Here is a 19,584-nt window from a genome sequence, read left to right on the forward strand (position 1 = left end):
CCCCATGGCCTTCAAAAGGTTTTTTCGCGTTACAGCCGCCCCCCCGCCCCGGACTGCGCGGTCCTGGCGGCGCGGCCGTCGGCCCTTCGGGTCGGGCGTTCGTGCGGGCTGGTGGAGCCTGGCCGAGCCTGGTGGGGGTGGGGCGGGACCGCCCGGTGAGCCTGTGCCTCAGGCCAGGCGGCCCGCCGGTGCGCTGGGGGCGGCGTCCAGGAACGCGGGGGCGCCGAAGCCCTCGTGCTCGTAGGCGGTGGCGACGGCATGGGCCACCTTCTCAATGTCCTGGGCGTCTACCAGGGCGATGGCGCTGCCGCCGAAGCCCCCACCCGTCATACGGGCCCCGTGCGCTCCCGCGGCACGTGCCGTCTCTACCGCCAGGTCCAGTTCGGGACAGGTGACCTCGTAGTCCACTCGCAAGGATTCGTGGGAGGCGTCCATGAGGGCCCCAGCGCGGGCAAGCTTGTCCCCGGCCAGCGGTCGCCCGTCCTGGAGCAGGGCGACCAGCTCAATGGTGCGGGCGATCTCGGTGACGACATGGCGAGTACGGCGCACCAGGACCTGGGCGTCGCCCTGGCCACTGGCCTCCAGTTCCTTCAGGCGGGCGGGGAGGTCATCGGCGTCAATGTCGGCCAGGAGCTCGACGCCCAGAATCCGGGCCGAGGTCTCGCAGGCGGCGCGGCGCGCGCCGTACTGGCCGTCAACCAGGGAATGCGGGGCCTTGGTGTCAATGACCAGCAGTGCCAGGCCCTGGCCCGCCAGGTCAAAGGGGACGTGCCTCACAGAGCCATCGCGGCAGTTCAGCTCCAGGGCGTGCCCGGCGCGGCAGCGCAGGGAAGCGGACTGGTCCATGCCTCCGGTCGGAGCGCCTGCGATCTCGTTCTCCGCACTCACGCAGCAGGCCACCAGGCGGGCGCGTCCGGCGTCGTTGGGCTGGGCGACAGTGCCGGCCAGGCCCAGGGATGCCACTTCGTCCAGGGCCACCGCCGTAGCGCATTCCAGTGCTGCCGAGGAGGACAGGCCCCCGCCCAGTGGCACGCAGGAAACCAGGGCGGCGTCGAATCCGGGCAGCGGTCCCAGCCCGTCGCGCTCCAGCGCCCAGGCCACTCCGGCGATGTAAGCGCCCCAGTGGGTGACTTCGCCGGCGGAGCCCCTGGGGCCGATCTGGTCCAAGTCGAGGGTCTCGATCCGGGTGGGATCCTGGGAGGAGACGAGCCGGATGGTCCGGTCTGCTCGGGGGGCCAGCGCCACGTGGGCGCGATGGGGCAGGGCAATGGGCAGAGCCAGGCCCCCGTTGTAGTCGGTGTGCTCGCCAATGACGTTGACGCGCCCGGGGGCGTACCACACGCCGGCGGGCTCGGCGCCGAAGGCGGTGCGGAAGAGTCCGGTGGACGCGGCCATGGCCTCGGCAGGGGGCAGGTGGGGGGTGAAGACGGGGCGGACGGGGGTCATGGTGGCTCCTAAGGTGAGGGCGGTGTGTCGCAGAGGCCTGGTCGGATGTGGATGTTGGTTGCGGCTGGATGCGGGTTTCGGTGAACGGTTGACTGCGGCAGGCGGTGGATGCTCTTAGCGTGCCAGGAGGAGGGTGGCGCCGGCCTCGTCCAGGGCGGCCGTGGTGGACTCGTCAGGTTGGAGGTCGGTGACCAGGATCCCCAGGGAGTCAGTGGGGCAGAAGGAGCGCAGGCCCAGTATCTCCCACTTCGAGGAGTCCAGGACGGCAACAACTGTGCGTCCGCTGGCCACCAGCGCCTGGTTGGTGGCCGCTTCCAGGAGGTTAGGGGTCATGAGCCCCGCCTCGGGGGTGAAGCCATGGGCGCCAACGAACACCCACTCCACGCGCATCGTCTTGAGGGTGTCAATGGCCACTAGTCCCACCAGCGCCCGTGAGATGGTGAGTTCGCCCCCGGTGAGGATCACCGAGGGGGCGGGGCGGCCATCGGAACGGATGGCGTCTGCGGCCTCGAACAGGAGCTCGGCGGCGGGCAGGGAGTTGGTGATAATGGTCAGGGTGCCCAGGTGCGGTAGTGCGGCCACCGCCCGCGCTACCTCCAAGGTGGTGGTGCCCGCGGAGAGTGCCAGGGCGTCCCCGGGGCGCACCAGGCCGGCAGCGGTGGCGCCAATGCGGCGCTTGGCGTCCTGGTGCTGGGTGGACTTCGTCGTGAAACGGGGCTCCAGGGCGGCTGGTCCAGCGGCGACGGCGCCCCCATGAACGCGCTCGACCAGTCCCTGGGCGACGAGCTCGGTAATGTCCCGGCGCACCGTCATCTCGGAGATGCCCAGGGCGTCGACGACCTCGGCCACGCGCACCCCGCCAGTGGCGGCGATACGCGCCAGAATGAACTCCTGACGCTGACGGGCCAGACGGGGCGGCGCGGTGGAGGACATGCACTTATTCTGCCAGAAATTCTCACCTTCGAACAGGGTCGCTCAGAGTCGAACAATTCCTCTGTGTGCTATCCAATGCCGGCCGTGACCGGGTCTGAGCAGGCGGCACGGTATCGTTGCCCCGCGCGCACGCGGAGGCGCGCCACCGCCGAGCCCGCGCACCGCGCTCGCGGATCCCTTCCCGCATCCCTGAGGAGCACAGATGGACGTTCCCGTGGCCAGGTCCTCGGAGTGCGTCATTGGGATTACCATCCCCCTGCCCGAGCCCTGGGCCGCCCAGGTCACGCGCGTGCGCAGCCGCGCTGGAGACCCCTTCGCAGACCACATCGCCCCGCACGTGACGATCGTGCCCCCGACCCTCATTGAACGCGACTGCCTGGAAGACTTGCGCACCCACCTCAGACGGGTCGCCGCCCGCACCGCCCCCATCCGCCTGCACATGGCCGGCACCGAGAGCTTCCGCCCCGTCAGCCCGGTGACCTACCTGGTCGTCGCCTCCGGGGCTGAGCAGTGCGACGAGCTCCACCGGCGCGTGCGCAGCCAGGAGGGTCCTCTGCATCGCCCACCGCGCTTCCCCTTCCATCCTCACGTCACCCTCGCCCAGGGGGTTAGTGACGATGCCCTGGATGCCGCCGCCCAGGAGGGCTCGGCCATTGATGCGGTCTTCATCGCCCAGAATGTCCATCTTCACCTTCTGGCTGAGGACGGCGCCTGGATGCTCCTGGAGGCCCCCGAACTCGCAGGCCTGGACACCCCGAAGAAGCGCGTCGCGACAGGCGCACCATAACAACCCGAACAGCCCCCAACCCGAACAGCCCCATGGATGCTCGCCTGCTCGCTCCCGGCCTCAGCGTCAGTACGCAGGACGCGGGTCGAGACGGGCTCACGAGCGAAGACATTAACCTGGGGCGATGATTAACAGCGCCTCCCCACAACTGGTCCATGCCATTATCCCCGCAGGCGGAGCGGGCACCCGCCTGTGGCCGCTGAGTCGGCGCGACCATCCCAAGTTCCTCTTGGACCTCACCGGGGCCGGACGCACCCTCATCCAAGGCACCGTTGAGCGTCTGGCACCGGTGGCCGCCACGACAACCATTGTCACGGGGACCGCCCACCTCGCCGCCGTGGCCGACCAGCTCCCCGGCGTGCCCAGGGAGAATCTTCTAGCTGAGCCGGCCCCGCGCGACTCCATGGCCGCCATTGGGCTGGCGGCGGCGATTATTGCCGCCCGCCACGGGCATGATGCCATTGTGGGCTCCTTCGCCGCCGACCACACCATTAGCGACGAGTCCGCCTTCATCGCCGCCGTCCGCCAGGCCGCCGCCTTGGCGCAGAAAGGCTGGGTGGCGACCATTGGTATTGAGGCCACCGGGCCCTCCACCGCCTTCGGCTACATCCACACCGGTGAGCTCCTGGGCGTCCAGGGCGCACCGCAGGGGAGGCGTGTTCTGGATTTTACGGAGAAGCCCGACGCCGCCACTGCCGCCGCCTACCTGGCCACTGGCGATTACCGCTGGAACGCCGGCATGTTTGTGGCGCGCGCAGGCGTTCTCCTGGAGCACCTCGCCGCCCAAAGGCCCGCCCTGGCCGCCGGCCTGCAACGCATTGCGAGCGCTTGGGACACCTCCGCGCGCGAGGAGGTCCTGACTGCCACGTGGCCCTCCCTGGAGAAGATCGCCATTGACCACGCCATTGCGGAGCCGGTCGCCGCCGCTGGGGGAGTGGCCGTGGTTCCGGCCTCCATGGGGTGGGACGACGTCGGCGGCTTCGACGCCCTGGCGGAACTGGTCGCACCCCGACACACCGGGACGGCCGCGGGCGTGTCCGTGCTCGACGACGCAGCTCGGGGCGGAGTGGCCGCCGATGTCGAGGCAGTCGCCAGCCGCGGCGCCCTGGTGGCCTCGACCACGGGCCGGAGGGTGACACTCCTGGGGGTGCCGGGGGTCGTGGTTGTCGACACTCCGGACGCCCTCTTGGTGACCACCCCCCGGCACGCCCAGGAGGTCAAGGGCGTCGTTGACCGCCTCACGGCCCAGGGCCGCGACGCTCTGCTCTAGCAGGGGCCCGGGGCGCACCCGGTGGAGCGCCGCTGGTGCGCACCAGTGGGAGCCTCACAACGCCAGCGGATGCCTCAAGCCGTGCGAAGTGGTCCAGATGACACGGCGTGTTCCGCGCGTGATGTCTGATGACGTTGGGCGCCTATGCCGCTACCCTTGATGTGCACGACCAACGCCGGTCCGCCCCACGCACCGCTGACAACTGGAGTCACACCGTGAAGAAGTTCCTCCCCGCAATAGCCCTGAGTTTGGCTGCCGCCCTGGGCCTGGCCGCTTGCGGCTCCGCCCCCACCGACACTGGTGGTACCGCCGATTTCAAGGCCTGCATGGTCTCTGACGAGGGCGGCTTCGACGACCAGTCCTTCAACCAGTCCGGTATGGAGGGCCTGGAGCGCGCCAAGACCGAGCTGGGCGTCCAGATCAATAAGGCCGAGTCCAAGTCCGACTCCGACTACCAAACCAACGTTGACGCCATGGTCCAAGACGGCTGCAACCTCATTATTGGCGTCGGTTTCAAGCTCGCCACCGTCCTGACCGACTCGGCCAAGGCCCACCCCGACATCCAGTTCGCCCTGGTGGACTCCGCCTTCACCGACAACTCCGGCGCCGTTGTCGAGATCGACAACGGCCGCCCGCTGATCTTCAACACCGCTGAAGCCGCCTATCTTGCCGGCTATGTGGCCGCGGGCACGTCCGCCTCCGGTAAGGTCGCCACCTACGGCGGCATGGAGATTCCCACTGTTCAGATCTTTATGGAGGGATTCGCCCAGGGCGTGGCCAAGTACAACGAGGACAATGGCACCAGCGTCGAGGTCCTGGGGTGGAACTCCGAAACCAAGACCGGCTCCTTCGTGGGCGACTTCTCTTCCACTGACAAGGGCCAGACTCTCACCGAGGGCTTTATCGCCCAAGGCGCCGACGTCATTATGCCGGTGGCCGGACCGGTCGGCTCCGGCACCCTCTCGGCCGTCGCCGCCGCCTCCAATGGGGCGGACATTAAAGTCATCTGGGTCGACTCCGACGGTTTCCTGACCACCGGCGACTCCCACATTCTGACCTCGGTCATGAAGGAGATCGACGTCGCGGTCTACGACACTGTCAAGGCCGCCTCCGAGGGCAACTTCACCTCTGACTCCTACATTGGCACCCTGGCCAATGAGGGCGTGGGCCTGGCCCCCTACCACGACCTGGACGCCTCCGTGCCTCAGGACCTCAAGGACAAGGTCGTCGAGCTCCAGACGCAGATCGCCAACGGCACCCTGACCGTCACCACGCCCTACGACCCCACCAACTAACTGACAGCGTGGTGGATGGCCCCCCGCGAGTCATCCACCACGGCGTGTGACACCCGGGTCGGGCGCCCGAGGCGGCCCACAACGCCGCCTCGCAAGCCCCACCCCGCTATCGCAGCGCCGTCGTCCCCCGCCCCGGGGCGGCGGCGCTGTCATTCCGGCCTACGATGCCCCGGGCGGCACAGGCGCAACCCAGAACGCGATAGAGAGACCAAGGACTGTGAGACTCCAATTACGCGGGATCACGAAGGTTTTCGGACCGCTCATGGCCAACGACCACATCGACCTCACGGTCGAGCCGGGCCAGATCCACGCCCTCCTGGGCGAGAACGGCGCCGGCAAGTCCACCCTCATGAACGTGCTTTACGGGCTCTACCGGCCCGATGAGGGTGAGATTCTTCTCGATGACGAGCCCGTCCATTTCTCCGGGCCCGGCGACGCCGTCGCCCGGGGAATTGGGATGGTCCACCAACACTTCATGCTCGTGCCGGTCTTCACTGTCGCCGAGTCTGTTGCCCTGGGATATGAGCCCACAGGCGCCCTGGGGGTCATTGACGCCAAGGCCGCGGCCGCCAAGGTCACCGAAATCTCGGCGCGCTTCGGTTTCGACGTCGACCCTGAGGCCCGTATTGAGGACCTGCCCGTGGGCGTTCAGCAGCGCGTGGAGATCATTAAGGCCCTCTCCCGGGACGCCAAGGTTCTCATCCTTGACGAGCCCACCGCCGTGCTCACCCCCCAGGAGACCGACGAACTCATTGAGATCATGCGCGGCCTGAAGGCCTCAGGGACCTCCATTGTCTTTATCACCCACAAGCTCCGCGAGGTGCGCGCCATCGCCGACAAGATCACCGTCATCCGGCGCGGGCGCGTCGTGGGCGAGGCCTCACCGAGCTCCACCGAGACCGAGCTGGCCTCCCTCATGGTGGGGCGCGCCGTCAACCTTACTGTCGACAAGGACCCCGCCAAGGCCGCGCACCCGGTCCTCAGCGTTCACGACCTCTCCCTGGTCGCCCCCGGTGGGGCCCTGGCCCTAGACCGCATCAACCTAACCGTCCACTCCGGTGAGGTTCTGGCCGTTGCCGGGGTCCAGGGCAACGGCCAGACCGAGCTCGCCGAGTGCCTTCTCGGTATTGAGGCCCCCACCACCGGCACCATGATCCTGTCCGGTCGGAACCTGGCTTCCATGAGCGTGCGCCAGCGCCTGCACTCAGGGCTCGGCTTCGTCCCCGAGGACCGCTCCACCGATGGCATGATCGCCGGGTTCTCCATTGCTGAGAACCTCATTCTCGACATTAACGATGACCCTCGTTTCGGGCGCGGCCCCAGCCTGGACCCCAGGAAGGTGCGCGCCAACGCCCTGGACAAGGTTGCCGAGTACGACATTCGCGTCACCGACGTCTCCGACCCCATTTCCACCCTCTCAGGGGGGAACCAGCAGAAGGTGGTCCTGGCCCGCGAAATCTCCCGCGACCTCGACCTGCTCGTGGCCTCCCAGCCCACCCGCGGGCTGGACGTGGGCTCTATTGAATTCGTCCACAAGCGAATCGTCGCCGAACGCGACGCCGGGACCGCCGTCCTCATCATCTCCAGCGAACTCGATGAGGTTATCGCCCTGGCGGACCGCATTGCCGTCATGTACCGGGGCCGCATTGTCGGCATTGTCCCCGCCGGAACCCCCCGCGACGTCCTGGGCCTCATGATGGCGGGCGTCCCCTTGTCTGAGGCGCGCGCCCAGGCGACCGAGCACACCACGCTCCTCGGCGAGGCCGACGAGCAGGCCAAGGAGGAGCAGTGAGTACAAACAGCACCGGCACGGCTCAGGAACCTGCCGCGCCCCCCACCGACCCGGCCCCGCCCAAGGAGCCCCAGCGCTCACTGACCCACAGGCTCATCTCCGGCTCCTGGCTGGTGTCGGTACTGGCCGTCCTGGTCGCCCTCCTGGTTGGCGTCATCCTCATCGCCATTGCCAAGAGTGACGAGGTCGCCGCCACCTCCTCCTACTTCTTCGCCCGCCCCGCCGACCTTCTCCACGTACTCTTCGATCCCTACGTGGCCATGATCCGCGGCTCAATCGTCGACTGGCAGGCGGCCTCGGCCGCCCGCATGTGGCGGCCCCTCACCGAGACCCTCACTAATTCCGTGCCGCTCATCTTGGCGGGCCTGGGCATGGCCGTAGCCTTCCGCGCCGGCCTCTTCAATATCGGAGGCCAGGGCCAGGTAGTGCTTGGCGCCATCGTCTCCTCCTTCATCGGGTTCGCTTTCAACCTGTTGACGGGCACCTACCTGGTCCTGATGCTCCTGGGCGCCTTCGTGGGCGGGGCCACCGTCGGGTTCGCCTTCAACCTGCCGGGCATCCACATGGTCCTGGCGGTCCTGGGCGCCGCCGTGGGCGGGGCCGCCTGGGCGGCCATTGCCGGCGTCCTCAAGGCCAAGGCCGGGGCCAACGAGGTGATTGTGACCATTATGCTCAACTCCATCGCCGCCCTACTCATTGCCTACGTTTTGACCCTCCCTGTTGTCATTGGTCAAGGCAACACCAACCCCAAGTCCCAGCATGTCGCCGACACCGCCGCCTACCCCCTGCTCCTGGGCTCGGGATTCCGCCTCCACGCGGGCTTCCTCGTCGCCCTGGCCGCCGCCGCCGCCGTATGGTGGCTGCTGGAGCGCTCCTCCATCGGCTTCGAATTCCGGGCCGTGGGCCTCAACCCGGCAGCGGCCCGCACCGCCGGCATTTCGGTGGCCAAAGTGACGGTCCTGGCCATGATCGTCTCCGGTGCCCTGTGCGGCCTGGCCGGAAGCGCCCCGACCCTGGGCACCGAGCGCTTCCTGACCAGTGGTATTGCCGGCTCCTACGGTTTCGACGCGATTACCGTGGCCCTGCTGGGCAAGTCGCGCCCCGGTGGTGTGGTCGCCGCCGGCATCCTCTTCGGGGCGCTCAAGGCCGGGGGAACCCTCATGCAGACCGCCACCTCGACTCCCATCGACATTGTTCTGGTCCTCCAGTCCACCATTGTCCTGTTCATTGCTGCGCCCCCGTTGGTGCGCGCAATGTTCCACCTGCCCGAGCCCGGAGCCCCGCGCCGTCGTCGGGCCACCGCTACGGCTGTCAAGGAGGCACAGGCATGAGCGCCGCAACGACCACCGACGTATCTGACGCATCCGTCGTGGGGGTCAAAGCCCCTGCACCCCTCAAGGCGGTCGTCTCCTATGGCGCGGCGGCTCTCCTGGCCGCCGTGCTGACCATGACCTGTTCGGGAACAACCACCTTCTCCCTGTCCACCTCCAAGGATTTCATCATTATCCCCGCCGTGACAGTGCCCGCCGCGGGCCTGACCGGTCTGCTCACCGTGCTGCTATTGGCCGCAACCGTGTGGGCCGGCCGGCTCAGCTGGACCCGCCGCCTGCCGGGCACGTGGCTCCACGCCCTGGTCGGGGTGGGTTTTGTCCTGGCCTTCCTCACCTGGGCCGGGGCCGGGCGCGGCTCCACCGTTATCCCCCTGGTCACCCTACTGGCCGGCGCCCTGTCCCTGTCGGTCCCCCTCATCTTCGGGTCCTTGGCCGGGAGTGTTGGCGAGCACTCGGGAACCATCAATATCGCCATTGAGGGCCAGCTCCTTCTGGGCGCCTTCCTGGGCGCCGTCGTCGCCTCGCTGGCGGGCTCGGCCTGGGTAGGGCTCGTGGCCGCGCCTCTGGCGGGAGTCCTGGTCTCCCTGGGGCTGGTCCTCTTCGGACTGAAGTACCGGGTCGACCAGATCATTGTGGGCGTCGTTCTTAACGTTCTGGTCCTGGGTTTGACCAACTTCTTCTACAGTACGGTCCTGAACGCCAGCAAGGAGTCCCGGGCCGCCCTGAATTCCGGCGTCTCCTTGCCGGCCATTGACATCCCGATCCTTTCCCGGATTCCCCTGATCGGACCGGTGCTCTTCCGTCAAACGATCTTGGTCTACATTATGTATGTCGTCGTCATTGTGCTGCAGTACATGATGTTCCATTCTCGCTGGGGCTTGCGCATGCGGGCCTGCGGCGAGCACCCCAAGGCCGCCGACACCGTGGGGATCAACGTCTTCCGCACCCGCGTTAACAACGCCATCCTCGGTGGGGCGCTAGCGGGCCTGGGCGGGGCCTTCTTCACCATTGGCCACGGCCTGGCCTTTACCAAGGACATGGCCTCGGGCAACGGCTACATCGCCCTGGCCGCCATGATCCTGGGCGGCTGGAGCCCCATTGGCGGGGTGGCCGCGGCCCTGCTCTTCGGCTTCGCCATGAATCTGGGTTACACCCTGTCCATCATTGGCTCGCCCATGCCCAGCCAGATCGTTCTTATGATCCCCTACGTGGTCACCATTCTGGCAATCGCCGGCTTTGTGGGCAGGGTCCGCGCACCCGCAGCGGAGGGAGTGCCCTACCCGTGAGCAAGGCACCAGAAGAGCCCGCCAATTCGGTGTGCGGGCCAACAGCGGCGGGAACGGCCTTTGCGCCCCTGGACCCCGCCAATGTGGGTCCCGCCCACTGGCAGGCGCTGCGCCGTCTGGCCATTGAGGCCATGGACCGGGCCTACGCCCCTTACTCCCACTTCAAGGTGGGAGCCGCGGGTCTGAATGAGGACGGGCGCCTGGTCTCAGGCTGCAATGTGGAGAACGCCGCCTACGGGGCCACCCTGTGCGCCGAGTGCGGCATGATCAGTGAGCTCATCCGCACCGGTGGGGGGCGCTTAGTCGCCTTCGCCTGCGTCGACGGCAGCGGGCGGGCCTGCTCGCCCTGCGGGCGCTGCCGCCAAGTCATCTCCGAGCACGCTGCCCCCGGCATGCTGCTGGCCATGCCTGAGGGCATTCAGACCATTGACGAGGTCCTGCCCGGACGTTTCGGGCCGGCCGACCTCGCCACCTGAGATGATGGCCTCCGCCCGTCCACTGCCCACCGCCCGACCCTGAGGAGCCACTGGCGTGCCCCCGGCCGCAGGCCCGCACCGGCCACGTGCGCCCAGCAGGCCCATTACCGTATCGACCAGAACACCTGGAGAACGTCATGATTCAGCCCGAGCCCTTCGACGCCGTCGACGTTATCGCTGCCAAACGCGACCGTGAACGTCTTACCGATGACCAGATCGACTGGGTCATTGACGCCTATACGCGCGGAGTGGTCGCCGAGGAGCAGATGAGCGCCCTGGCCATGGCCATCTACCTCAATGGCATGGACCGCGCCGAGACTGCCCGCTGGACGGATGCCATGATCCGCTCCGGGGAGCGCATGGACTTCTCCTCCCTGGGGTGTCCCACGGTGGACAAGCATTCCACCGGCGGCGTGGGGGACAAGGTCACGCTGGCACTGGCCCCACTGGTGGCCGCCTTCGGCGTTGCCGTCCCCCAGCTCTCGGGGCGGGGCCTGGGCCACACCGGCGGCACCCTGGACAAGCTCGAGGCCATTCCCAGCTGGCGGGCCGAACTGAGCAACGACGAGATCATGACTATTCTCGGGCCCCAGGGCCCCGGTGCCGTCATCTGCGCCGCTGGGGCCGGGCTGGCCCCGGCCGACCGCAAGCTTTACGCCCTGCGTGACACCACCGCCACTGTCAGCTGCGTGCCGCTCATCGCCTCTTCCATTATGAGCAAGAAGATTGCTGAGGGCGCCAGCGCCCTGGTCCTGGATGTCAAGGTCGGTTCAGGGGCCTTTATGAAGGACCTCGACCAGGCTCGCGAGCTCGCCACCACCATGGTGGACTTGGGCACCGACGCCGGAATGGTCACCCGGGCATTCCTCACCGACATGTCCACCCCCCTGGGGCTCACCGCGGGCAACGCCCTGGAGGTGCGCGAGGCCCTGGAGGTGCTGTCCGGCGGAGGGCCCGAGGATGTCGTTGAGCTCACCGTAGCCCTGGCCGCCGAGATGCTCGCCGCCGTCGGGCGGCCCGTTGGCCCCGAGGAGTTGAGGGCGGCCCTGGCCGATGGGCGCGCCATGGACGTGTGGCGCGCCATGATCCGCCGCCAGGACGGGGACCTTGACTCGCCCCTGCCGGTGGCCCAACACACCGAGGTCGTCACCGCGCCGGACGACGGCGTACTCACGCGCCTGGACGCCCTGGCCGTGGGGGTGGCCACCTGGCGGCTCGGGGCGGGCCGGGCCCGCAAGGAGGACCCGGTGCAGGCCGTGGCGGGTGTCGAGCTGCACGCCAAGCCGGGGGAGACCGTGCGCTCCGGGCAGCCGCTGCTCACACTCCACACCGCCACCCCCGAGCGTTTCGACCGGGCCCTGGAGGCCCTGGTCGGAGCCATAGAGATTGACCATGAGACGACCGAGGAGGCGGAGGAGGCGCGCGCCAGGCGCCGGGCCGGGGTCATCTTGGAGCGCCTGGACTGACACCACACTCCCCGAGGCCGGTCAGGCGCATTGGGGGCGGACGGGCTGTCCGGGCGCGCCAAGTGCCGGTCGTCGGGCTACCGGGGCCGCCTGGAAGCGGAGTACTTCGGTGCCCTGAGCCCCGGGCCGGCCGGGCGGCCCGGGCCGAGTATCGAGGTCGGGGTCCACCCGGGTGAGGGTCCCATTAGGCTCGGTCCATGACCCCATCGCACCCCCTGACGGTGGCCAATTCGCGACTGCGCCTGGGCGGGCTGACCATCACCCAGTGCGACGCCACCACCTGTGGGGCCACCTGCGTGCTGGCCGCGCGCCTCCTCCTGCAGGAGGCCGCGCCCGGCCGCCTCCTGCGCGCCGCTGCGGCCTCGGCCGCGCCCGGGCGGACAGGCAGGGCCCTGGCCGACCGCGTGGCGGCTCTACAGCGCAGCCTCCAGACCGCCATGAACCGTCGGGGCCTGGGGCCCCTGCCCTGGCCCCGGGCGCTGGGGTCAACGCCCTGGTCCGTGGCGCGGGCCATGGGCTGGATCGGTCGGTATGGTGTCGCAATGGTGCGCGACCAGGGGGCGCCCTGGGGGAGCGCCGTTGAGGAGTGCCGAGCCCATCTGGCCCGGGGGCACCCGGTTCTCCTGCTCACCGGAGGGCCCCTGATCCCGCCCGTAGGGGCGCGCGGCGCGTTCGGCCGGCGCCTGCGCGACGTGGCGGCACGAGCTCCCGCCGTGCCCCGTCACTACGTCTTGGCCGTGCCCTGGACGCTCCTGGGGCGTACCGATCCGGGGGCGGGGCGCGTCTACATTTACGAGCCGAGCAGCGGCGGCGTCCGCCCCCTGGACCTGCTCGCCGTCCGCGGTAACCACGGCGCCGGCCCCCGTGAGTTGGGCTACTGGCCGCGCGTCCTGGCCCTGATCGCCCCCACCGGGCGATCCTGACCGGGCCGGCGTAGGCTGCCCGTACCCGTTCGCCAATGCGGCGGCCCGGCCTGTGGTCGCCCGAAAGGAGCATTATGGCTGCCCGTGCTGACATTGCCCGTCTTATTGACCACACCCTGCTCAAGCCGGAGGCCACTGGTGAACAGGTCGCCGCTCTCATCTCTGAGGCGGTCGCCCTGGGCACCTTCTCCGTGTGCGTCTCACCCAGTCGGCTGCCGATAGAGGTGCCCGCGGGCCTGGCGGTGGCCACCGTCTGCGGCTTCCCCTCCGGAGCCCACGCCACCGCCGTTAAAGCTGCTGAGGCCGCCGACGCCGTCGCCAAGGGCGCCGATGAGGTCGACATGGTCGTCGACCTCGGCCTGGTCAAAGAAGGGCGCTTTGAGAAGGTCGAGGCTGATATCCGCGCCGTCAAAGAGGCCTGTGGCAGAGCCGCGCTCAAGGTCATTATTGAGTCCGCCGCCCTGAGCGACAAGGAGATTGTCGCCTGCTGCCACGCCGTTGAGGCCGCTGGCGGGGACTTCGTTAAGACCTCCACCGGTTTCCACCCCGCCGGCGGGGCCTCCACCCATGCTGTCGCCCTCATGCGCGCCACTGTGGGGGACCGCCTGGGAGTCAAGGCCTCCGGGGGCATTCGGACCGCCGCTGACGCCCTGGCCATGGTGGAGGCCGGCGCCAACCGCCTGGGGCTGTCCGCCTCCGCTGCGGTGCTGGAGGGCCTGGGCGCCTGAGCGCATCGCGGGCCCATTCGACTTGCATAGTTTCGGATGCCCGAAACTATGATGGGCTCATGAGAACTGTTCCTGCCTTCCTCCGGCGTCCCATCGCCGTGCTGTCGGCCCTGCTCCTCGCACTGCCGCTCATGTCGGCCTGCGCGGCGGGCCGTCCCACCTCCGCTGATGGACGGCCGGTGGTGCTGACTACCTTCACCGTGATCGCCGACATCGCTCGAGTCGTTGCCGGCGATCACCTCGATGTCCGCTCAATCACTAAGCCCGGCGCCGAGATCCACGACTATGAGCCGACTCCCGACGACATTAAGGCCGCTGCTGACGCCGACCTCATCGTTGCCAACGGATTGGGGCTGGAGCGCTGGTTCGAACAGTTCACCGCGCATTCTGACGCTCCCACGGTCACCCTCAGTGAGGGGGTGACCCCCATCCTCATCGCCTCAGACGCCTACGCCGGTCAGCCCAACCCGCACGCCTGGATGAGCCCCACCAACGTCCAGTCCTACGTCGATGTCCTGGTCACCGCCTTCAGCGACCTCGACCCCGACCATGCCGCCGACTTCGAGGCCAACGCCACCGCCTACAAGGCCGAACTCGAGACCGTCAAGACTGAGCTGACCACCTCCCTGTCCGCGCTGCCCGAGAGCCAGCGCGTCCTCGTCACCTGCGAGGGGGCCTTCTCCTACCTTGCCCAGGACGCCGGGCTCACTGAGGGCTACCTGTGGCCCGTCAACGCCGAGAACGAGGGCACCCCGCAACAGGTCGCCAACACGGTGGACCTGGTTCGCTCCAACAATGTCCCCGCCGTCTTCTGCGAGTCCACGGTCAACAACAAGGCCATGCAGCAGGTCGCCGCCGAGACGGGGGCGGTCTACGGTGGGACCCTCTACGTCGACTCCTTGACCGCTGCTGACGGCGAGGCTCCCACCTACCTTGAGCTCATCCGCTACGACACCACCACCATCGCTGCGGCACTAACTGGCGAGACTCAGTGATGACCCCCACCCGGCCTGCGCCCATGCTGTTAGTCGACGGCGTTTCAGTCCGATACGGCACCCTCCTGGCCCTTGACGCCGTGAGCCTGACCCTCCCCGCCGGGCGCGTATGCGCCCTGGCCGGCACCAATGGCTCAGGCAAGTCCACCCTCTTCAAGGCCGTTATGGGGCTGCTGCCCCTGGATGAGGGCAGTGTCACCATTGACGGCGGCTCGTCGGAGGCGGCCAGGCGCCGCGGCCTGGTCGGCTATGTCCCCCAGGACGACGCCATTGACCGAGACTTCCCCATTACCGTGCGCGAGGTGGTCATGACTGGCCGCTACGGCCGCATGGGCGTCCTACGGCGCCCGTCCCCTGCGGATCGGGACGCCGTTGCCGCCTCCCTGGAGCGCACCGGCTTAGTGGAGCTGGCTGACCGGCAGATCGGGGCCCTGTCCGGCGGGCAGCGCAAACGCGCCTTCCTCGCCCGCGGCATTGCGCAGGGCGCCCGATTGCTGCTCCTCGACGAGCCCTTCGCGGGCGTGGACCGCACCAGCGAGGCCGCCATTACCGTTCTGCTCCGTGAGCTGGCCGCGGAGGGCTGTGCCATTCTGCTGTCCACCCACGACTTGGCCTCCTTGCGCGAGTTGGCCGACGACGTGGTCCTCCTGCGCTGCTCGGTGGTGGCGAGCGGACCGAGTGCGCAGGTCCTGACCCCTGAGACCATTGCCAGCGCCTTCGGTGTTGACCGAGCCGGCGGAGAGGCGGCCCTACGGTGAACGGCATTATCGAGCTTCTGACCGAGCCCTTCGCCTACACCTTTATGGTCAACGCCTTCCTTGTGGCCACGGCGGCGGCCATCGTCTGTGCGCTGCTGTCATGTTGGATTGTGCTCATCGGCTGGTCCCTCCTGGGTGACGCAATCTCTCACGCCGTCTTGCCCGGAGTGGTCCTGGCCTACATGTTCGGCTTGCCTTTCACCCTGGGGGCGCTGGCCTTCGGCCTGATTGCCGTCGCCCTCATCGGCACAGTGCGCGACACCAGCCGGGTCAAAGGCGACGCCGCCATTGGCGTGGTCTTTACCGCATTCTTCGCCGTCGGCCTCATTCTGAAGTCCCGCTACCCCTCGAACACGGACCTGAACTCCATTATTTTCGGCAATGTCCTGGGCATCTCGCCCACGGATCGTCTCATGGTCCTGTGCTTGGCCGTGGTGGTGGCCGGCGTGCTCCTGGCGCGCCGCAAGGATCTCACCCTGCTGGCCTTCGACCGCACCCACGCCCACGCCATTGGGCTGCGGCCCGGGCGGATTAGCGCTCTGCTGCTCTTGGCGCTGGCACTGACCACGATTGTGGCGCTGCAAGTGGTCGGTGTCATCCTGGTGGTGGCGATGCTCGTCATCCCCGGCACCACCGCCTACCTGCTCACCGAGCGCATGGGGCGGATGCTGCTCATTGCGCCGGTGCTGGCCACGGTCTCAACTGTTACCGGCCTTTACATCGCTTACTGGACCAATGCCTCGGCGGCGGGCTGGATCGTGGTGTGTCAAGCGCTGGTCTTCGCCGCCGCCTACCTGGGCTCTCCGCGCCACGGCGTGGTGCCGCGCGCCTGGCGGCGCCGGCGCCGTCGCTCCGCATGAGGCTGGTCGCCTGTCCCGCCCGCCAAGCCTGAAGCAAGGCTGAAGACTGACTGAGACTGACAGCGGGGTGCGGGAGGGGAGGGGGCCGGCTACGGTCAACCCCCTCCCGCATTCCGCTTCACATTGATGAGGACCGGGCGGCGGGCAGGCTGAGAATCGTACGCAAATCGGTCTTGATGGCCTCGAGCCGGTCGGCGGCCGTACGGCGGGCCAGCTCCACCGGATCGGCCCCCACCGGGACAATGACTTCGCAATAGCATTTGAGCTTGGGCTCGGTGCCCGAGGGGCGCACCACCACCCGGTCATTAGCCGCTGTTGTCCACACCAGGCCATCGGTGGCCGGAAGCGTACCGCCATTGCCGTCCGAGGCGCCGTCGAGCAGGTCAAGGGTCTTGACCACCGGGGATCCGGCCAGGTGGGTCGGAGCGCTGCCGGAGCGCAGGCGCTCCATGGTCTTGGTAATGAGGGACAGGTCGTCCACGCGCATGCTTACGGGGCTGGTGGCGTGCAGGCCGTGTGTGCGGGCCAGGCGGTCCATGAGCTCCAAGACGCTACGACCCTGCTGCTTGAGCACGCTGGCCAGCACCGCCATGCGCACAGCCGCCGAGATTCCGTCCTTGTCGCGCACCATGGCCGGGTCCACGCAGTAGCCCAGGGCTTCCTCATAGCCGAAGACCAGGTCCGGTACTCGCGAGATCCACTTAAAACCAGTCAAGGTGCGCCGGTACTCCAGGCCGTGGGACTGGGCGATACGGCGCAGCAGGCGGGAGGAGACAATCGAGTTCGCCAGGACGCCGGTGCCAGTGAAGGCGGCCAGCTCGGCAGCCTGCTCGCCCAGCAGGGCCCCTACCTGGTCGCCGGTGAGCTGAAGCCAACCGCCGACCGCGTGCGGGTCGGGAATGGCTACCGCGCAGCGATCGGCGTCAGGGTCGTTGGCAATAACTAGATCGGCGTCGACCTGACGGGCCAGGGCGAAGGACAGGTCCAGCGCGCCGGGCTCCTCAGGGTTGGGGAAGGCCACCGTGGGAAAGTCCGGGTCAGGCTCGAACTGCTCGGGGACCACCACAATGTCCTCGAAACCGGCACGCGTCAGTGCTTCGCGGCACATGGGCCCACCCACACCGTGCATGGCGGTCAGCACGATTCGCAGCGGGGCGGCAGCACCCATGCGCGCGGACAGTGCAGCCCTCTCCAAATACTCCTCACGGATCGCGTTGCCCAGGATCTGCCATCCCGAGTCGGCCATGGGTACGCTCGCCAGAGGGCCGACAGCGGCAATGGCGTGGGCAATGGCGGCGTCGAAGGGGGGCACGATCTGGGCGCCCTGACCCGAGTCGGTCACGGCCCGCCCGCCGAGGTACACCTTGTAACCGTTGTCCTGCGGAGGGTTGTGGGAGGCGGTCACCATGACGCCGGCGTCGGCGTCCAGCCGGCGCAGGGCGAAGGCGAGCACCGGGGTGGGGCAGTGCTTCTCAAAAAGGAGAGCCTGCCCGCCGGCCCCGGTGACAACGGCGGCGGTGTCGCGGGCGAACTGCTCGGAGTTGTGGCGGGCGTCGTAGCCGATGACGACGGTGAATCCTCTGCCCAGGGTCTGGCGCAGGTAGGAGGACAACCCGGCGGCTGCACGGATGACGACGGCGCGGTTCATGCGGTTGGGACCGCCCCCCAGGCGCCCACGCAGCCCCGCGGTGCCGAAGGTGAGGGTGCCATTAAAGGCGTCGGTCAGGGCCGCTGTAGCAGAGGCGTCGCCCTTGTCGTGGCGGGCCATGAGCCCACTGAGCTCAGTACGCGTTGCGGGGTCCGGATCCTCGGCGATCCAGGCAGTCACGGCAGCAATGTCGAGATCGGAGGAGGTGGGGGTCATGGCCGTGACGGTACCTTCCGAACGCCTATGGTGACCTGAAGAGTGATGACACTCATGGGTGGCACTCGACACAGGTGTGTTGCGGTGAGCATGGCTGGAAAGCCCATCGAGGCGCCCCTGGTTCGCGGTCCCGCCAGCGAGGCCGCCGGTCTCGGCCAGGCGCCGCCTACCCTGGGCCCATGAGCGAGCCCACCACGCCGGTTTTGCCCGACCTCAGCGGCGACGTCGTCGACCTGGCCCTGGCCCTGGTCTCCATCCCCTCGGTCTCCGGCGCCGAGGCCCCCCTGGCCGACGCCGTCCAGAAGGCACTCGCCGCCCACCCCCACCTGGAGGTTCTGCGCCACGGCAACACGGTGGTCGCCCGCACCAATCTGAACCGCCCTGAACGGGTTGTCGTGGCCGGGCACCTTGACACCGTTCCAGTGTCTCCGCGCACCAATAACCTTCCCGGCCGCATCCAGGAGCGCAACGGCGAACGGGTTCTGTGGGGGCGCGGCAGCGTCGACATGAAAAGCGGGGTCGCCGTCGGCCTCCACCTGGCCGCCACCCTGAGCGCTCCACGGCGCGACGTCACCTGGGTGTTCTACGACAACGAAGAGGTCACCAGCGACCTCAACGGGCTGGGCCGAACGCTTAAATCCCACCCCCAGTGGCTAGCGGCCGACGCCGCCATCCTCGGTGAGCCCACCGGCGGAGCCATTGAGGGCGGCTGCAACGGCACCTTGCGCCTGATCCTCACCGTCCACGGCACCGCCACCCATTCGGCCCGCGCCTGGCGGGGCGTCAACGCCGTCCACGCCGCTGCGCCCCTCATTGAGCGCGTCGACACTGCCCCGATGCGTGACGTGGAGGTCGAGGGCCTCGTGTTCCGCGAGAGCTTCTCCGTGGTCGCCATCGAGGCGGGCATCGCCACCAACACTGTGCCCGACCGCTGCAAGCTAACCGTTAACTACCGCTTCGCCCCGGACCTGAGTGCCGAGCAGGCCCTGGATCGCGCTCTGCGGATCCTGGCCGGGCAGGGGGCCAGGGTCGGGGCCACCGCGGCGGTTGGGGAGGCTCCGCCCGTGATCGCGGCCGGTGCCGGCACGGTCGACGTCCATATCGACGACCTGTGCGAGGCGGCCCGCCCCGGCCTGGACTCGCCTCTGGCCGTTGAACTCCTTGCGGCGGTGCGCACCCGTGGGGGAGGAGTGGGTCCGAAATACGGCTGGACCGATGTCGCCCGTTTCTCTGCCGTGGGCATCCCCGCGGTCAACCTGGGCCCTGGCGACCCCATGCTCTGCCACACCGATGACGAGCACTGCCCAGTGGCCCAGATCCAGGCCGTCACCGAGATTCTGCGCGAATGGTTGACGTGAGACGGCGCACCAATGG

17 protein-coding genes are annotated in these 19,584 nt (G+C 68.5%); 14 read left to right on the plus strand and 3 right to left on the minus strand.

The annotated features are described in order from the left end of the window. Positions 1–168 precede the first annotated feature (168 nt). Together galK and EUC46_RS02205 are read right to left on the minus strand one after the other, a co-directional pair. Positions 169–1,446 (minus strand): galactokinase, encoded by a 1,278-nt coding sequence (galK, locus tag EUC46_RS02200; RefSeq protein ID WP_128772573.1) that lies wholly within the window; start codon positions 1,444–1,446, stop codon positions 169–171. 114 nt (positions 1,447–1,560) lie between these two features. Beyond that, positions 1,561–2,379 (minus strand): DeoR/GlpR family DNA-binding transcription regulator, encoded by an 819-nt coding sequence (locus EUC46_RS02205; protein WP_128772574.1) that lies wholly within the window; start codon positions 2,377–2,379, stop codon positions 1,561–1,563. Positions 2,380–2,581: 202 nt separating this feature from the next. Here EUC46_RS02205 and EUC46_RS02210 point away from each other — a divergent pair, with 202 nt between their 5' ends. The 13 genes from EUC46_RS02210 to EUC46_RS02270 all read left to right on the plus strand — a co-directional run bounded on the left by EUC46_RS02210 (position 2,582) and on the right by EUC46_RS02270 (position 16,346). Beyond that, the gene (locus EUC46_RS02210) at positions 2,582–3,166 is read left to right on the plus strand and encodes a 2'-5' RNA ligase family protein (RefSeq protein WP_128772575.1); all 585 of its coding nucleotides are present in this window, start codon (positions 2,582–2,584) and stop codon (positions 3,164–3,166) included. A 124-nt stretch (positions 3,167–3,290) separates the two neighbouring features. Continuing rightward, positions 3,291–4,436, plus strand: coding sequence for a mannose-1-phosphate guanylyltransferase (locus tag EUC46_RS02215; RefSeq protein ID WP_128772576.1), 1,146 nt, complete (start codon positions 3,291–3,293; stop codon positions 4,434–4,436). A 215-nt stretch (positions 4,437–4,651) separates the two neighbouring features. After that, on the plus strand, positions 4,652–5,731 hold the full coding sequence (locus tag EUC46_RS02220) for a BMP family lipoprotein (protein ID WP_206645862.1): 1,080 nt from the start codon (positions 4,652–4,654) through the stop codon (positions 5,729–5,731). Between the two features lie 217 nt (positions 5,732–5,948). Beyond that, positions 5,949–7,523, plus strand: a complete 1,575-nt coding sequence (locus EUC46_RS02225; RefSeq protein WP_128772578.1) for an ABC transporter ATP-binding protein — start codon at positions 5,949–5,951, stop codon at positions 7,521–7,523. Between the two features lie 80 nt (positions 7,524–7,603). After that, positions 7,604–8,854, plus strand: a complete 1,251-nt coding sequence (locus tag EUC46_RS02230) for an ABC transporter permease (protein ID WP_421701073.1) — start codon at positions 7,604–7,606, stop codon at positions 8,852–8,854. Next, positions 8,851–10,140: an ABC transporter permease gene (locus tag EUC46_RS02235; protein ID WP_128772580.1), complete on the plus strand. Its 1,290-nt coding sequence runs from the start codon at positions 8,851–8,853 to the stop codon at positions 10,138–10,140. Before EUC46_RS02230 ends, EUC46_RS02235 begins: the two co-directional genes overlap by 4 nt. Positions 10,141–10,208: 68 nt before the next feature. Continuing rightward, positions 10,209–10,616: a cytidine deaminase gene (locus tag EUC46_RS02240; protein WP_277750464.1), complete on the plus strand. Its 408-nt coding sequence runs from the start codon at positions 10,209–10,211 to the stop codon at positions 10,614–10,616. 137 nt (positions 10,617–10,753) lie between these two features. After that, positions 10,754–12,082, plus strand: a complete 1,329-nt coding sequence (locus EUC46_RS02245) for a thymidine phosphorylase (RefSeq protein ID WP_128772581.1) — start codon at positions 10,754–10,756, stop codon at positions 12,080–12,082. 197 nt (positions 12,083–12,279) lie between these two features. After that, positions 12,280–13,005 carry a hypothetical protein gene (locus EUC46_RS02250; RefSeq protein WP_128772582.1) on the plus strand — a complete coding sequence of 242 codons (726 nt, stop codon included), beginning with the start codon at positions 12,280–12,282 and terminating at the stop codon, positions 13,003–13,005. Positions 13,006–13,079: 74 nt separating this feature from the next. Then, complete coding sequence (gene deoC, locus EUC46_RS02255; protein ID WP_128772583.1) at positions 13,080–13,733, plus strand: deoxyribose-phosphate aldolase; 654 nt, start codon at positions 13,080–13,082, stop codon at positions 13,731–13,733. A gap of 59 nt (positions 13,734–13,792) precedes the next feature. Beyond that, positions 13,793–14,728, plus strand: a complete 936-nt coding sequence (locus EUC46_RS02260) for a metal ABC transporter substrate-binding protein (RefSeq protein ID WP_128772584.1) — start codon at positions 13,793–13,795, stop codon at positions 14,726–14,728. After that, positions 14,728–15,486, plus strand: coding sequence for a metal ABC transporter ATP-binding protein (locus EUC46_RS02265; RefSeq protein ID WP_128772585.1), 759 nt, complete (start codon positions 14,728–14,730; stop codon positions 15,484–15,486). Before EUC46_RS02260 ends, EUC46_RS02265 begins: the two co-directional genes overlap by 1 nt. Continuing rightward, positions 15,483–16,346, plus strand: coding sequence for a metal ABC transporter permease (locus tag EUC46_RS02270; RefSeq protein WP_241655344.1), 864 nt, complete (start codon positions 15,483–15,485; stop codon positions 16,344–16,346). Before EUC46_RS02265 ends, EUC46_RS02270 begins: the two co-directional genes overlap by 4 nt. A 118-nt stretch (positions 16,347–16,464) precedes the next feature. On the opposite strand, the gene EUC46_RS02275 is transcribed toward EUC46_RS02270, so the two are convergent. Next, a complete protein-coding gene (locus tag EUC46_RS02275) occupies positions 16,465–18,210 on the minus strand; it encodes a phospho-sugar mutase (protein ID WP_128772586.1) in 1,746 nt (581 codons plus the stop codon). 179 nt (positions 18,211–18,389) lie between these two features. Here EUC46_RS02275 and dapE point away from each other — a divergent pair, with 179 nt between their 5' ends. Beyond that, positions 18,390–19,568 carry a succinyl-diaminopimelate desuccinylase gene (gene dapE / locus EUC46_RS02280; protein ID WP_128772587.1) on the plus strand — a complete coding sequence of 393 codons (1,179 nt, stop codon included), beginning with the start codon at positions 18,390–18,392 and terminating at the stop codon, positions 19,566–19,568. The last annotated feature ends 16 nt before the right edge of the window (positions 19,569–19,584 follow it).

The organism is Actinomyces oricola (genome assembly GCF_004104015.1).
In the GTDB taxonomy this organism is placed as follows: Bacteria; Actinomycetota; Actinomycetes; order Actinomycetales; family Actinomycetaceae; genus Actinomyces; species Actinomyces oricola.

Coding starts and splice junctions, on each gene's coding strand:
- deoC (WP_128772583.1), top strand. CDS start 13,080: ATGGCTGCCCGTGCTGACATTGCCCGTCTTATTGACCACACCCTGCTC.
- galK (WP_128772573.1), bottom strand. CDS start 1,446: ATGACCCCCGTCCGCCCCGTCTTCACCCCCCACCTGCCCCCTGCCGAG.
- EUC46_RS02215 (WP_128772576.1), top strand. CDS start 3,291: ATGATTAACAGCGCCTCCCCACAACTGGTCCATGCCATTATCCCCGCA.
- EUC46_RS02260 (WP_128772584.1), top strand. CDS start 13,793: ATGAGAACTGTTCCTGCCTTCCTCCGGCGTCCCATCGCCGTGCTGTCG.
- EUC46_RS02205 (WP_128772574.1), bottom strand. CDS start 2,379: ATGTCCTCCACCGCGCCGCCCCGTCTGGCCCGTCAGCGTCAGGAGTTC.
- EUC46_RS02210 (WP_128772575.1), top strand. CDS start 2,582: ATGGACGTTCCCGTGGCCAGGTCCTCGGAGTGCGTCATTGGGATTACC.
- EUC46_RS02250 (WP_128772582.1), top strand. CDS start 12,280: ATGACCCCATCGCACCCCCTGACGGTGGCCAATTCGCGACTGCGCCTG.
- EUC46_RS02235 (WP_128772580.1), top strand. CDS start 8,851: ATGAGCGCCGCAACGACCACCGACGTATCTGACGCATCCGTCGTGGGG.
- EUC46_RS02245 (WP_128772581.1), top strand. CDS start 10,754: ATGATTCAGCCCGAGCCCTTCGACGCCGTCGACGTTATCGCTGCCAAA.
- EUC46_RS02275 (WP_128772586.1), bottom strand. CDS start 18,210: ATGACCCCCACCTCCTCCGATCTCGACATTGCTGCCGTGACTGCCTGG.
- EUC46_RS02265 (WP_128772585.1), top strand. CDS start 14,728: ATGACCCCCACCCGGCCTGCGCCCATGCTGTTAGTCGACGGCGTTTCA.
- dapE (WP_128772587.1), top strand. CDS start 18,390: ATGAGCGAGCCCACCACGCCGGTTTTGCCCGACCTCAGCGGCGACGTC.